Annotated in this window: 12 protein-coding genes; 7 read left to right on the top strand and 5 right to left on the bottom strand. The window is 65.5% G+C overall.

What is annotated here, in order from left to right; genetic code table 11:
* The first annotated feature begins 2 nt into the window (after positions 1-2).
* From ACODTA_RS06060 to ACODTA_RS06050, 3 genes are read left to right on the top strand one after another with little or no spacing between them, the layout of a single operon-like run.
* On the top strand, positions 3-1,103 hold the full coding sequence (locus ACODTA_RS06060) for an acyl-CoA dehydrogenase family protein (RefSeq protein ID WP_489064907.1): 1,101 nt from the start codon (positions 3-5) through the stop codon (positions 1,101-1,103).
* A gap of 8 nt (positions 1,104-1,111) precedes the next feature.
* Positions 1,112-1,627, top strand: a complete 516-nt coding sequence (locus ACODTA_RS06055) for a MaoC family dehydratase (RefSeq protein ID WP_489064906.1) — start codon at positions 1,112-1,114, stop codon at positions 1,625-1,627.
* Positions 1,624-2,103 carry a hotdog family protein gene (locus tag ACODTA_RS06050; protein ID WP_489064905.1) on the top strand — a complete coding sequence of 160 codons (480 nt, stop codon included), beginning with the start codon at positions 1,624-1,626 and terminating at the stop codon, positions 2,101-2,103. Before ACODTA_RS06055 ends, ACODTA_RS06050 begins: the two co-directional genes overlap by 4 nt.
* Before the next feature lie 51 nt (positions 2,104-2,154).
* Here the strand turns inward: ACODTA_RS06050 and ACODTA_RS06045 are convergent, their stop codons facing one another.
* The 4 genes from ACODTA_RS06045 to ACODTA_RS06030 form a co-directional block, all read right to left on the bottom strand.
* Complete coding sequence (locus ACODTA_RS06045) at positions 2,155-2,928, bottom strand: SDR family NAD(P)-dependent oxidoreductase (RefSeq protein WP_489064904.1); 774 nt, start codon at positions 2,926-2,928, stop codon at positions 2,155-2,157.
* A gap of 44 nt (positions 2,929-2,972) precedes the next feature.
* Positions 2,973-4,178 (bottom strand): acetyl-CoA acetyltransferase, encoded by a 1,206-nt coding sequence (locus ACODTA_RS06040; protein ID WP_489064903.1) that lies wholly within the window; start codon positions 4,176-4,178, stop codon positions 2,973-2,975.
* Positions 4,179-5,633, bottom strand: a complete 1,455-nt coding sequence (locus ACODTA_RS06035) for an OB-fold domain-containing protein (RefSeq protein WP_489064902.1) — start codon at positions 5,631-5,633, stop codon at positions 4,179-4,181.
* A gap of 91 nt (positions 5,634-5,724) precedes the next feature.
* Complete coding sequence (locus ACODTA_RS06030) at positions 5,725-6,477, bottom strand: EthD domain-containing protein (RefSeq protein ID WP_489064901.1); 753 nt, start codon at positions 6,475-6,477, stop codon at positions 5,725-5,727.
* Positions 6,478-6,877: 400 nt separating this feature from the next.
* Here ACODTA_RS06030 and ACODTA_RS06025 point away from each other — a divergent pair, with 400 nt between their 5' ends.
* The gene (locus ACODTA_RS06025) at positions 6,878-9,202 is read left to right on the top strand and encodes a TonB-dependent receptor (protein WP_489064900.1); all 2,325 of its coding nucleotides are present in this window, start codon (positions 6,878-6,880) and stop codon (positions 9,200-9,202) included.
* 13 nt (positions 9,203-9,215) lie between these two features.
* On the top strand, positions 9,216-10,874 hold the full coding sequence (locus ACODTA_RS06020) for an FAD-binding protein (RefSeq protein WP_489064899.1): 1,659 nt from the start codon (positions 9,216-9,218) through the stop codon (positions 10,872-10,874).
* A gap of 20 nt (positions 10,875-10,894) precedes the next feature.
* Here the strand turns inward: ACODTA_RS06020 and ACODTA_RS06015 are convergent, their stop codons facing one another.
* Positions 10,895-11,689, bottom strand: a complete 795-nt coding sequence (locus ACODTA_RS06015; RefSeq protein ID WP_489064898.1) for a crotonase/enoyl-CoA hydratase family protein — start codon at positions 11,687-11,689, stop codon at positions 10,895-10,897.
* A gap of 100 nt (positions 11,690-11,789) precedes the next feature.
* Here ACODTA_RS06015 and ACODTA_RS06010 point away from each other — a divergent pair, with 100 nt between their 5' ends.
* Positions 11,790-12,665, top strand: a complete 876-nt coding sequence (locus tag ACODTA_RS06010) for a LysR substrate-binding domain-containing protein (protein ID WP_489064897.1) — start codon at positions 11,790-11,792, stop codon at positions 12,663-12,665.
* 102 nt (positions 12,666-12,767) lie between these two features.
* Entirely contained in the window at positions 12,768-13,907 is a 1,140-nt protein-coding gene (locus ACODTA_RS06005) for an acyl-CoA dehydrogenase family protein (protein ID WP_489064896.1), read from the top strand.
* The last annotated feature ends 2 nt before the right edge of the window (positions 13,908-13,909 follow it).

Raw genomic sequence — 13,909 nt, 5'->3', positions numbered from 1 at the left:
TCATGGATCTCGATCTCACCGAAGAACAGGACATGCTGCGCGGCACGGTGCGGCGGATGTGCGAAACCCTGTTCGATCCGCAGACCGTCCGCCGACTGGAAGGCGAGGACGACAAGTTCGATCGCGCCTTCTGGGGCGAACTCGGCGCAAGCGGCATCTGCGCGCTGCGCATCGACGAGGATCATGGCGGCGCCGGCATGGGGGCGCTCGATCTGACGCTGGTGTGCGAGGAATTCGGCCGCTCGCTGGCATCCTCGCCCTTTCTGTCGAGCTGCGTGCTTTCCGCGTCGCTGCTGTCGAGGATCGGCTCGGAACCGGCAAGGCGGGAATGGCTGCCCGGCATCGCGCGTGGAGAGGTCATCGCGATCCCTGCCTGGCAGGAGAACGACCTGATCGGCGATGCGCCGGCAATGGCGATCGATCCCGTGCGCGGCGTCGTCAACGGCGAGAAGTCGCTGGTGCCCTTCGCCAGCGTCGCCGACATCTTCCTTGTCCATGGCACGGGACCGGACGGCGGCGCATGGGCGCTGGTGCCGGCGGATGCGCCGGGCGTCTCGATCGTGGCGCAACCCAACCACGCGTCGCAGCCATTGTTCGCGGTCCGCTTCGACGATGTCCGGATCGGCGATGCCGCCATGTTCGCGGCGACCGAAGCGCCGGATCCGGGCAGCGAAGCGTTCGGCGATGTTCTGATCGCGGTCGCGGCGGAGGCGGTCGGCGCGGCGGACCGGCTGCTGGCGCTGACCGTCGACTACGCCAATCAGCGCAATCAGTTCGGGCGGCCGATCGCGAATTTCCAGGCGGTCTCGCACCCGCTGGCGGACTGCGCGACCGAATTGGAGGGGATCAGATATCTCGTCTATCAGGCCGCCTGGGCCAGGGACGGCAACATGCCCTATCGCCATCTGGCGCAGATGGCCAAGCTCCAGGCGGCCTCGTTGTTGCGGCGGCTGGCGACGGTCAGCGTGCAGATCCATGGCGGCATCGGCTATTCGGTCGATGGCGAACCCCAGCTTTTCTACCGGCGCGCCAAGCATCATGAACTGATGTACGGCACGGCCGACGATCTGAAGGCGCGCATCTCCGATCACGTCTTCGCATGAGCGACGGCATGGCGACCGCTCTGGACGATCGGGTTCTGCGCCTGATCGGCGTGCCGCAATATGCGGCCGGCCCGGGCATCGCCGCAAATCCGGTGAATGTGCGGGCGATGTGTGCCGCGGTGGAGAATGGAAATCCGGTCCATTGGGACGATCAGGCGGCCTCCGGCCTGCTCGGCGAGGCCTATTGCCCGGCGACGATGCTGCCCACCTGGGGGCGGCCCGAATATTGGGAGCCGGGGCAGGGGGCGCCGCTCAAGGCCCTCCAGGCGCATTTCGATCTCAAGGATCTGCTCGGCTATCCGGCGTCGATCGTCGTTTCCTACGCGATCAGCTTCCATGCGCCGGTGCGGATCGGCGATCGCCTGCACACCAGGCAGGTGGTGCGGGAGGTCGGCGATCCCAAGCGGACCAGGCTCGGGCTCGGACGTTTCTGGACGATCGAGATGCAGTATCTCGACGATGACGGCGGCCTTGTCGGCGTCGAACGCTACGAATTTTTCGGCTTCGAGAAGGCACAGGCATGAACACGCTGCTGATCGGCGATCTCGCGCCCGGACAGGCCATTCCCGAACTCGCCTTCGATGCGACGGCGACGCGCATTATCGCCGGGGCGCTTGCCAGCCGCGATTATTCGCCGCTGCATCACGATCATGGCTATGTCGTCGGCACCGTCGGCCAGCGCGATATCTTCGCGAACACCCAGTTCCAGGCGTCGCTGTTCGAACGCTTCCTCAATGACTGGTCGGGGCCGCGCGGGCGGATCGCGCGCATGCGGTTCAGCATGACATCCTCGATCTTCGCGGGCGATCGCGTGACGATCGGCGGAGCCGTCGACACGGTGTTCGCGGACGGGCCGTGCGGCGCGGCGGTGGCGGTGACGCTTCGCATGACGGTTGCGGAGCGGGTGATGACCACGTGTGAGGCGCTTTATGCGCTGCCGGCCGCCCCCGGCGACAATCCGTGGGAAAGGCGGGCAGAGCGCTGGCTGCCGCCCGAGTGATCAGGACCAATCGCCATTTGCAGGCCGGTATGGGCCGAATGTCGATTGGTGCTAGGACGTGATGTGGAAACCGCCATCGATGCCGATATGCTGACCGGTGATATAGGCGGCGGCATCGGACAGGAAGAAGCAGGTGGCGGGCGCGATCTCCTCGGGCGTCGAGAACCGGCCGAGCGGAATGGTTTCCAGATAGCGGTCGCGGAAGCGCTCCTGGCGGATCGTCTCCGTCATCGCGGTCTCCACCAGCCCATAGCAGACGCTGTTGACGTTGATGTTGAAGCGCCCCCATTCGCGCGCGGCGCTCATCGTCAGGCCCATGACCCCCGATTTCGCGGCGCCGTAGTTGATCTGCCCGAACGTGCCGCGCCGCCCGGCGTCCGAAGAGACGTTCACGATCGATCCGGGGTTGGGATCGCCCTGCTTCGCCTTGCCCACCAGATGGCGGCCGACGGCCTGCAGGCACACAAAGGCGCCGGTCAGGTTCACGTCGATCACCGATTGCCATTGCGCGCGGTTCATGTCGGTGATCATCGCGGCGCGGACGATGCCGGCATTGTTGAGCAGGCCGTTGAGATCGCCGAACGCCGCGACGGTCTGCTGCACGACGTCCGCGACGAATTCCTCGTCGGTCACGTCGCCGGCGAAGCATCGCACCGATCCGGCATCATGGGCGGACAGCCCCTCTTCCAGCGCCGTGCGGTTGATATCGACCGCCGCGACGCGCGCACCCATGGCGACGGCATGATCGGTCAGCGCCTTGCCGATGCCCTGGGCGGCGCCGGTGACGATGATGACCTTGTTTTCGAGCGATGCGGGATGGTTCATGTCGAAGCTGTTCCGGTTTCGATGAGGGAGGAGCGGCGCGTGCGTCAGCTGTCCAGCCGTCCGAAGATCGAGATGCTGCACACATTGTTGTTCGGAAAACCGCCGAGATTATGAGTCAGCGCCCGGCGCGGCCGGACGAGCTGGCGATCGCCGGCGCGCCCGAGCAACTGGCCATAGGCCTCGTACGCCATGCGCAGCCCGGAGGCGCCGATCGGGTGGCCGAAGCATTTCAGCCCGCCATCGATATTGCTCGCTACCTCGCCATCGGCGTCGAATTTGCCGGCGAGCACGTCGCGATAGCCGGCGCCGGGCTGGGACAGCCCCAGATCCTCCATGGTGACGAGTTCGGTGATCGAGAAACAGTCGTGCACCTCGACCAGGTCGAGCTCGCGCACCGGATCGACGATACCGGCCTCGCGATAGGCCTTGCGGGCGGCGATCCGCGTCGTATGCGCATAGCTGCCGTCCCAGTCGTTGTGCGACATCTCCGATCCGTTGCTGAGCGACAATTGCATCGATTTGATGCTGACGAGTTCGCCCGTCCGCCCCAGGCGCTTCGCCATGTCCGGGGTGGTGACGATCGCGCAGGCCGAACCGTCGCTGACGCCGCAGCAATCGAACAGGCCCAGCGGATAGGCGATCATGGGCGCGTTCAGGATCGCATCCTTGGAGATCCGCTTGCGCAGATGCGCCTTGGGATTGCGCGATCCGTTCTCATGGCTTTTCCACGATATATGGGCCATCGCTTCCTTCAGCGTGTCCATCTTCAGGTCATGGCGCGCGGCATAGGCGCTGGCGAATTGCGCGAAGGATCCCGGCGCGGTGACGCCGGGCTGCCACAGGTCGTTGAACGTGCCACGGCTGCGTTCGGGCAGGCCGCCATAGCCGGTGTCCTTCAGCTTCTCGACGCCCAGCGCCATCGCGATGTCGACGGCGCCCGCCGCCACCGCATAGACCGCGCCGCGCAACGCCTCGGATCCCGTCGCGCACAGATTTTCGACCCGCGTCGCCGCGATGTTCGGCAGACGCAGCGCCTGCGACAGCGACAGCGCCGATTTGCCGAGATTCTGCTCGTCCATCGACAGGCCGAACCATGCCGCCTCGATCAGGTCGCGATCGATGCCGGCATCCGCCACGGCTTCCTGAAAGGATTCCGCGATCAGATCCTCGGCGCTGCAATCCCAGCGCTCGCCGAAGCGCGAGCAGCCCATGCCCAGGATGACGACCTTGTCCCGAATGCCTTCAGCCATTTATCGCGCCTTTGCCATGCCGACCGGGGCGGCTTTCCAGAAATAGCGGTGGAAGTGCCGCTTCGGATCCTTCTCCTTGATGCGGAACACGAAGCGGACAGGGGTGCCGACGCTCAGTTCGCCAGGCTCGCAATCGGTGAATTCCATCATGATCACGCCGCCATCGTCGAAGGCGACATTGCCGTAGATGAAGGGCGGATTGGCGGAGACGGCCAGCCAATCCTCGGTATAGGATTTGACGCGGCCGATCTTGTGGCTGAACGGTTCGTCGACCAGCGTGTCGAATTGCCGGCAGTCCGGATTGACGCAGCATCGCCCCTTCGGGAATTGCCGTGTCCCGCACGCCTCGCACCGGCCGCCGATGAAACTCGTCGCGGTCTTGCGATGGCGGTTGAAGGCGGAAAGCGCGGTGCGGTTGTCGCGTTCCGCGCGGATGCCCCAATCCACTTCGATCTGTTCGTTGAACGACAGGAAGCGCAGATAGTTCAGGTCTTCGACGCCGCTTTCCAATTGATCCCGGACGGTGTCGATATCGCGCCGATCGGCGATCGCGTCGGTCGTCTCGAACAGCAATGTCTGGCAACCCTGCGCGACATTGGCGAGCAGGATGGTCTCGCCCGGTGCCGCCTGTTCCAGCGCATGGCACAGCATGATCAGGGCATGGGCGGATCCGGTGTCGCCGCACGCCGCGTCGAGCGGATCGATCAGCCGGCCCTCTGCGAAGCCGCATTTGCCGGCGATCTGCCGGGCGGCGGCACGGCCGACGCCCGCGATCACGACATGATCGATGGCGTCGGCGTTGCGACCCGCCTTGCGCAGCAGCGTCTCGATCGCGGGCGGCGCGATCTTCATGTCGCCCTCGTCACGCACCCAGCGTTCCTCCAGCAGATAGTCGGTCGGCGCCTTCGCGTTCCGGTAGTGATCGACGAAATCCACCGCGGTCGAATGTGTCGCGACCAGCCGCGCGATCAGGTTTTCGGTGCCGGTGACGACCGCCGCCGCGGCGTGGCCGAGCGCGAGTTCCTGCGCCGATGCGATCCGCGCCATGCGCTTTTCCGATGCGACGGTCAGCGCCGGCCGGCCATTCTCCAACGCGCCGATCAGCGCGGTGACGCCGCATCCCAGGAAGCCCGTCACATCGGCGCAGCGCAGATCGGACGGCAGCGCCAGCGCCTCGGCCAGGATCACCGAATTCGCGCGATCGGCGAAGGGCGGCGTGGTGCTCGCGAACTGGACGATCTCGACAGAGGGCTCGGGCACGTCACCCAGGCAGCGCCGGCACGCTTCCACCGCCATGGTCAGGCTGTCCTCGTCATGCGCGCAGATGGTACGATGGCCCTTGCCCAGCGCGGCAAGCGCCGGATTCGCCCATTTGTTCGCATCCGCGATCGCCTTTCGGGCGAGGCGCAGTCGCGGCAGATAGGCCGCGATCGACGCGATACCGGTGTTGCCCAATCTTCCCTCCGTTACGATTCCGCCACCTCCGTCAGATGCCCGGCGGCGGCGATCTCGTGCCTAAGAAGGGGAGGCCTCAGGTAAAACTCGTTTAGCTGTTGATCGGCGAGCCATGCTCCTCGACGCTCACCATCGTGATCGAAGCGCGGTCGAACAATTGCGCCTCGTCTTCCGCGATCGCCGCGCCGACGCTTTTGTCGGCATGGATCTCCAGGAACTGGTGATAATGATCCTGCGTCCAGAACCAGACCTCGGTCAGCACGTCGAAATCCGGCTGCTCGCCGATGGGAAAGCTGCGCTGATATCGCGCGAACATCGGCACGCCGTCCTTCGCCAGGACACGAAGCGCCAGCGCGCAATGGCCATGTTCATAGCGATCGACAAAGGCCGCGCGCGACATGCCGCTTCGTTTCCGGATCGTGCCGAGCAGCTTGATCGCGGGCGGGCCGTGATGGCCGGCGGGGCGGGGCTGAAGCGTATCGGCGGGGGTGACGAACGCCTCGCATGTGGTGATGGTGGTTTCCCCTTGCGGGAAAAGCCGCGCTTCGCTCCTCCGGATCGCGCCGGCGGTCGCCTTGTCCGCGAGCACCGCGTTGCAGGCGTCGAGCGCCTGCGCATCCTCGAACCAGAGCTGGGTGACCACGTCGTAATCGGGCCGCCAGCCATCGTCGCCGGGATGCGCGTTGGATACCATCAGGCCGGGCACCACATAGCTTCTGCGATAGGCGGAAAGCGAGGGCAGCAGCGATGCGACCAGCGGCGCGTGCTCGCGCTCGTACAGGTCGATGAACGCCCTGGCCTCCAGTTCCGGCCTGGCTTTCAGAAACGCGATCTGCTTGATCATCATCCTCCCCTTGGGATCCTGCATCCGTGCGCGAATCTAACGCTCGCTATCACTCATCTTGAACTCGTGTTCGACCATCGAATGCATGGATTCGGCGCTCTGGCGTCGGCGCGTGGAAGACGAGCTTCTCCCGCGAAAATCGTGGTGTCGCGCCGGTTTTCGGCGCCTCGAACGAGCAATGTCCGGCGCCGCTGACGGCCCGGCGCGGCTGCCAATTGTTCCCGTAACTCAAAGATGTTAGGAGTTGCCCCCAGCCGGAGACCGGGCTTTCGCGTGCGTTAGAAGCGAGCGGAACGCGAGCTGAAATTCAGTGCCTCCCAATCTAGCTTTTCTTCATCAACCAGAACAGGAACCAGGGTGGACCGTGATGACGGCCGGCCTGGTGCGAGGGGAGAGAGGCATGAAGTCGGCGAAGAAGCATCTTTTGCGGTCCGTGGCGCTGGGGGCGGTGACATGCGTGTCCATGCCGGCATTCGCGCAGGTCGAAGAGATCGTGGTGACCGCGCAGAAGCGCGAGGAGTCGATCCGCGACGTTCCCATCTCGATCATCGCGGTGCAGGGCGACGAACTGCGTGACCGCCAGATTTCAGGCGTCGAGGATCTGGCGAAGGGGCTGCCCAACGTCTTCGTCTCGAAGGATACCGTCTCGAACAATATCTATGTCCGCGGCGTCGGTTCGGGATCGAATGCCGGCTTCGAACAGGCGGTCGCCACCTTCGTCGATGGCGTCTATCACGGGCGGTCGCGCTATTCGCAGTCGACGGTGGTCGATCTGGAGCGGATCGAGGTGCTGCGCGGCCCCCAGACCATCTATTTCGGCAACAACGCCATCGGCGGCGCCTTCAGCGTCACCACGACCAAGCCCAGTCTGGACGAATGGAAGGGCTATGCCCTGGCTTCGTACGAATTCGTCGCCAACGAACCGGTGGTGGAGGCGGCGGCAGGCGGGCCGATCATCCCCGGCACGCTGGCGGTGCGCGTCGCCGGCCGATATTCCGATCTGAACGGCTTCGTCAAAAATCTGGGCACCGGCAAGCGCGATCCCAAGGTGGAGGACAAGTTCGTCCGCTTCTCCGCGCTCTGGCAGATGGCGCCGGACTGGGCTGCCACGTTCAAGGCCGAATATGGCAAGCAGGATTCCAAGGCGCCCTTCGCCGCGCAACTCACCAATTGCCCGCCGCCCGCGCCTTTCAATCCGGCGACGACCTTCTCCTGCGCTTATGCCATCGCGACCGGGCAGGAGGCCGATTTCGATTTCCGGCGCGCCTCCGGTCCCGGCGAACGCGGTGAAATCGAGGCGTCGGAATATCTGCTCAAGATCGAGCGCGACAATAGCGACGGCCCCGGCATCGTCGCGCTCGGCTCCTTCTCCAAATATGATTTCCTGGTCGCGGCCGACACCGATGGCGTGCCCGCCAATTTCTTCAGCTATAATTCGCCCGAGGACCTGAAGCAGACGACGCTCGAACTGCGCGTCACCTCGCCCGCGCAATCGAAGCTGCAATATATCTTCGGCGGCTATTTCCTGGATTCGGAATCGAACGTCCATACGACGCTCAATTTCCCGTTCGCCAATGTCCTGCTGACGGGGCCGCTGGCGCCGCTCGCCCCCTATGCGCCGCTCGCCGGGGTGATCGATCTCAACCAGAAGGAAACCGCGCTCTCCGCCTTCGGCGCCGTGACCTATCCCTTCACCGATCAATTCTCGGTGACCCTGGGCATGCGCTACACCCATTCGAAGAAGCAGGGCATCCAGTCGGCGACCAACGCCACCGGCAACGATCCGCTCGGCCTGACGACGACGCGGCTGCCCACGGCGCTGCAGCCGGTCGCCTTCTTCCTGACGGGCTTTGCCGATCATACGACGAGGGCGACGGTGAAGGACGGCGCATTCCTGCCGTCCGCCACCCTGCAATACAAGGTGGATCGGGATCTGACCTTCTATGCGAAGTTCAGCGAAGGCTTCAAAGCCGGCGGGTTCGATGCGGTGGAGTTGACCGGTGTGCCCAATCGCCTGACCTTCTTCCCTGAAACCGTCAAGGCGTATGAAGTCGGCGTCAAATCGCTGCTGCTCGATCGCAAGCTGGCGGTGAACCTGTCGCTGTTCAGAAGCGACTACAAGGATCTGCAGCAGAGCGTGACGCAGATCACGCCGACATCAGCCTTTATCCAGGTCACCAATGTCGGCGGCCTGAAGACCCAGGGCGCGGAGGCCGAGCTGCGCTGGCAGCCCAGCCAGTATTTCGATTTCGGGGTGGATCTCGCCTATCTCGACGCCGCCTACAAGGAATATGCGGGCGCCGGCTGCACCGCCGCACAGGCCGCGATCGCCCAAGCCAGCGGCGCCTTGCCCTGCGTGCAGAACCTGACCGGCCGCGCGCCGCCGTTCGCGCCCAAATGGTCGGGCAATGTCCGGGCCGGCTATAACCAGCCGATCGGCAGCACGCTGCGGGTCCGCGCCGATGCGATCCTCGCCTTCTCCAGCTCCTACGACGTCGCGGCCGACAAGGATCCCGCGACCCGCCAGCGCGCCTGGCAGCAACTCGACCTGCGCCTGGGCATCGGCGAGATCGACGAGAAATGGGAAATCGCCTTTGTTGGCAAGAATGTTACGAACACGAAGGTCATGGGATCGGCCACCGACGTGGTCGCTTCGTCGGGATCCTATACGCGCGTGATCATGCGCGGGCGCCAACTGGGCGTGCAGGCGCGCTACAATTTCTGAGGCGGGGCGCGCCATGAATGTGGATGATCCCGACTGGAATTCCCGCGTAGGGGCGCCCGTCAACCTCGCCACGCCCGATGACGCGCGGTGGGACGATGCCGCCGATGTCGTGATCGTCGGCCTGGGGGGCGCGGGGATCTGCGCGGCGCTCGAAGCCCTGCATCGGGGGGCAAGCGTCATCGCCATCGACAGGTTCGATGGCGGTGGCGCCACGCGCATGTCCGGCGGCGTCTATTATGGCGGTGGCGGGACACGCTATCAGCAGGAAGCCAGCATCGAAGACACGGTGCAGGCCATGTACGACTATCTGAAGCTCGAAGTGGCCGACGCCGTTCGGGACGAAACCTTGCTCGATTTCTGCCGCACCAGCAGCGCGAACATCGAATGGCTGTCGGCGCATGGCGTCCGGTTCGGCAGCACCGTCTCTCCGGTGAAGACATCCTATCCCGGCAAGGGCTATTTCCTCTATTATTCGGGGAACGAGGCGCAGGCCGACTATGCCGATCATGCCCGGCCCGCGCCGCGCGGCCATCGTGCGGTGGGGGACGGGCTGACCGGGCACCGCCTGTTCGATCCGCTGCTGCGATCGGCGCTTGCCATGGGCCTGAAACTCTACAGCTACAGCGAAGCCCGGCGCTTCATCCTGTCCACCGATGGCGAGATCGCCGGGCTGGAAATCCAGCATGTCGACAAACGGTCTCGGGCGGCTTCGGCGTTGCGGAAGATCAGCAAGAATTTCGGCAAGGCATCGACATTGCTGTTCCCACAGATCGCGGAACGGCTCGTTCGAAACGCCAACGCGATATCGGATGCGGAAGGGCGGGCGACATCGATCGGCATTGGCAAGGCCGTGATCCTCTCGACCGGCGGTTATATCCATAACCGCAAGATGGTCGCCCATTACGCGCCCGGATATCTGGGCGCCATTCCGCTGGGCAGCATCGGCTGCGACGGATCGGGCATCCGGCTCGGCCAGTCGGTTGGCGCCAGGGTGGACGGGCTGGAGAATATTTCCGCGTGGCGGCAGTTCAATCCACCGGCCTCGCTTTCACGAGGGATCGTTGTCAGCGGTCGCGGCGAACGCTTCGTGTCCGAGGATTGCTATGGCGGCAAGATCGGCCACCATATCGCGGAGGATCATGGCGGCGTCGCCTATATCATCCTCGACAGCCGCTTGCGGCGCCAGGCGTTTCGCGAAGCGATGCCGGGCCGGCGGAAGCTGTTCCGCCTCCAGGGAGCGCCGGCCTTGATGGGGCTGCTGCTCAGCTCGACAAAGGCCGGATCGATCGAGGCGCTTGCCGGCAAATGCGGCATGGATCCCGCCACGTTGCGCGCGGAGGTCGATCATTACAATCGCGCATCGACCGGACTGGAGGCCCCCAGATTCCGCAAGCATGGCGATTTCACCGCGCAGATCGTCGAGCCGCCATTTTACGCGATCGATATCTCGATCCACAACAAGCGCTATCTCTGTCCCTCGATCTCGCTGGGCGGCCTCGTCGTCGACGAGGCCACGGGGCAGGCGCTGGATGAAGCTGGCAAGCCGATCCCGAAACTGTTCGCCGCGGGCAAGACCGCGAAGGGCATCTCGTCGCATCGCTATGTCAGCGGCATCTCGCTCGCCGACTGCGTCTATTCGGGCCGCATCGCCGGCCGGGCCGCCGCCGGGTGACGGCCGCCCGGTCGCTTGGATCAGGACGGCTTCGGCGCGCGCTTCTCGACGAAGGCGGCGATCATCTCCTCATGCTCGGGCGTGTGGTGCGCCAGCGCCTGATAGGCGGCCGACAGTTCCAGCAGCGGGCCAAGCTTCATGTCCTGCCCCTCGCGCAGCAGCCGCTTGGCCATGCGGGTGGAATGGCCCGGATTGGTGGCGATGCTCGCGGCGATCGCGCGCGCGCGGTCCATCAGCCTTTCCGGTGCGAGCGTTTCGGTGACGAGGCCGTATTCGAGCGCCTTCGCGGCATCGATCGTCTCGCCGGTCAGCGTCATCTGCGTCGCGCGCGGCATGCCGATCACGCGCGGCAGCAGCCAGGCCCCCCCATCGCCGGGGATCAGGCCGAGCTTCACGAAGCTTTCGGCGAACAATGCGGTGTCCGCCGCGATGCGGATATCGCACATACAGGCAAGGTCGAGCCCGGCGCCGATCGCCGGCCCGTTGATCGCCGCGATCACCGGCACTTCCAGTTCGTAAAGCGCCGCCGGGATCGTCTGGATGCCGGTGCGGTAATTGTTGCGGATCGTATAGGGCGAACCGCCGAACATCCCGATCTTCTCGCGCATATGCTTGACGTTTCCGCCCGCGCAAAAGGCCTTGCCGCTGCCGGTGAGGATGATGGCGCACACGCCCTGATCACGCGTCATCTCCGCGCAGAAGGCGGCGATTTCATCGCTATGCGCGGTTTCGGAAATCGCGTTGCGCTCCTCGGGGCGGTTGAGCGTGGCGATCACCACCGGGCCATCGCGTTCGACGAGAAGGAAGGGATTCATAGGCGGGCAGGCTCCGGAACGAAGAGGATCCAATCCCTAAATGCGTCGGTGCGCCTTGACCAATATTGATTTCCCGACACGCGATACGCGGTGACTATCGATGGACCTTCGCCAGTTGCGCTATTTCGCGACGCTCGCCGAAACGCTCAATTTCCACCGCGCGGCCGAACGGCTTCATATCTCGCAGCCGCCGCTGACCGTCGCCATCCGCCGGCTGGAGGAAGAACTGGGCGCGCGGCTGTTCGATCGCGAAAGCCGTGGCGTGCGCCTGACCGATGCGGGGCGCGCCGCCTTGCCCGCCGCGCGCGCGACACTGGAACAGGCGGCCTTGTTCCGCAGCATCGTCGAGCAGGGGCATCAAGGCGAGCGCGGGGCGATCTCGGTCGGCTTTGTCGGTTCGGCGATCAACGCCGCGCTGCCGCGCATCCTTCCCGCATTTCGGGCCCGTTATCCCGACGTGGATCTGCGGCTGGAGGAGATGACGAGCGTCTCGATCTGCGCGGCGCTCGCGGCGCGGCAACTCGATGTCGGGCTGGTGCGGCTGCCACTGTTGGATCCGGGCGATTTCGAGGTGGCGGTAATCGAGCGCGACCGGCTGGTCGTCGCGCTGCCCGCCACCCACCGGCTGGCGGGCGGCCAAGACCTGGCGCTTGCCGATCTGGCGGGCGAGCCGCTGGTGCTTCACGGCGCTGTCAGCGTGCTGCGCTCGGTGGTGCTGCTGGCCTGTCAGCAAGCGGGTTTCACGCCGCGGATCGCGCAGGAAGCGACGCAGGTGCAGACGATCCTCAGCCTTGTCCAGTCGGGACTGGGCATCGCGCTCGTGCCCTCGGCGATGGCGGGCACCGTGCCCGAAGGCGTGCGACTGATGCCGCTCACCGATCCGATCCATGTCGAAATGGGGGTCGCGGCGCGGCGCGATGCCGGGGGGCTGGCGCGCAACTTCGTCGCGACGGCCTGCGCGGCGGGCGATACATGATCGGTATCGGATCCGATCAAACAAATATTTGATCGCACCCGTCATTGCGCTGCATGTCGGCAGGCAGACGGACAAAGGGGAGGCGGAGCGCTGTTCGAGACATTGACCCTTGCGGCGCTGCCGGCAGAGGACGAGGCGATCCGCCCGGCCATTCGTGCGCTGATCGAGCGTGCGATCGCCGGCACCCCTGCCGATATCCGCGCGCGATCCTGGCTCGGCTTCGATGCGGCATTCAGCCGCGAACTCGGCGCCGCCGGTTTCCTGGGGCTGACCCTGCCCAAACGCTATGGCGGCGGCGAACGCGGCGCATTCGCGCGTTTCATCGTCGTCGAGGAACTGCTGTCGGCGGGCGCGCCGGTCGCCGCGCACTGGATCACCGAACGCCAGACCGCGCCGCTGATCCTGAACTTCGGCACCGAAGCGCAGCGCAGCCTGTATCTGCCGGGCATCTGCCGCGGCGAGCTGATCTTCTGCATCGGCATGAGCGAGCCGGGATCGGGATCGGACCTTGCGAGCGTGCGGACCCGGGCGGAGCGCACCCATGGCGGCTGGCGCATCCACGGCCAGAAGATCTGGACCACCAATGCCCAGCACAGCGATCACATGATCGCGCTGCTGCGTACATCGGGCAGCGTGGAGGACAGGCATGCCGGCCTGTCGCAGATGATCATCGATCTGAAGGCGCCGGGCGTCACCGTCCGCCCGATCGTCGATCTGACGGGCGGAGCGCATTTCTGCGAGGTCTTTTTCGAGGATGTCGAACTGCCCGCCGACGCGCTGATCGGGCGCGAGGGCGAGGGCTGGAAACAGGTGACCGCCGAACTGGCGTTCGAGCGCAGCGGCCCCGAACGCATCTATTCCAGCGTCGTGCTGCTCGACGCCTGGATACGGCACCTCCGGGCGACGGGGCGGGCCGATCGGGCGACGACGGCGCTGGTCGGCGATTTCACGGCCCGGCTGGGGGTGCTGCGCGCCATGTCGATCGCCTGCACCGCGCTGCTCGCGGCGGGCGAGAGCCCGGCGACGGAGGCGGCGCTGGTCAAGGACCTGGGCACGAGCTTCGAACAGCAATTGCCCATCGCGATCGGCGATGATCTCGCCGCGCATCCGGACGCGCCGATCGACGCCGAACTTTATCGGACGTTGCTGTACGTGACCCATATCGCGCCGAGCTTTTCGCTGCGCGGCGGTACGCGTGAGATCCTGCGCGGCATCATCGCGCGCGGCATGGGGCTGAGATAGGC

It is taken from the genome of Sphingomonas sp. FG14, from assembly GCF_057809675.1.
The sequence above is the reverse complement of the archived record's forward strand: the minus strand, read 5'-3'. Positions and strand labels throughout refer to the sequence as shown.

Bases quoted from the DNA above. Each gene is read 5' to 3' on its own strand.
- ACODTA_RS06040 (WP_489064903.1), bottom strand. From the start codon at position 4,178: ATGGCTGAAGGCATTCGGGACAAGGTCGTCATCCTGGGCATGGGCTGC.
- ACODTA_RS06010 (WP_489064897.1), top strand. From the start codon at position 11,790: ATGGACCTTCGCCAGTTGCGCTATTTCGCGACGCTCGCCGAAACGCTC.
- ACODTA_RS06055 (WP_489064906.1), top strand. From the start codon at position 1,112: ATGGCGACCGCTCTGGACGATCGGGTTCTGCGCCTGATCGGCGTGCCG.
- ACODTA_RS06025 (WP_489064900.1), top strand. From the start codon at position 6,878: ATGAAGTCGGCGAAGAAGCATCTTTTGCGGTCCGTGGCGCTGGGGGCG.
- ACODTA_RS06030 (WP_489064901.1), bottom strand. From the start codon at position 6,477: ATGATCAAGCAGATCGCGTTTCTGAAAGCCAGGCCGGAACTGGAGGCC.
- ACODTA_RS06060 (WP_489064907.1), top strand. From the start codon at position 3: ATGGATCTCGATCTCACCGAAGAACAGGACATGCTGCGCGGCACGGTG.
- ACODTA_RS06045 (WP_489064904.1), bottom strand. From the start codon at position 2,928: ATGAACCATCCCGCATCGCTCGAAAACAAGGTCATCATCGTCACCGGC.
- ACODTA_RS06015 (WP_489064898.1), bottom strand. From the start codon at position 11,689: ATGAATCCCTTCCTTCTCGTCGAACGCGATGGCCCGGTGGTGATCGCC.
- ACODTA_RS06050 (WP_489064905.1), top strand. From the start codon at position 1,624: ATGAACACGCTGCTGATCGGCGATCTCGCGCCCGGACAGGCCATTCCC.
- ACODTA_RS06020 (WP_489064899.1), top strand. From the start codon at position 9,216: ATGAATGTGGATGATCCCGACTGGAATTCCCGCGTAGGGGCGCCCGTC.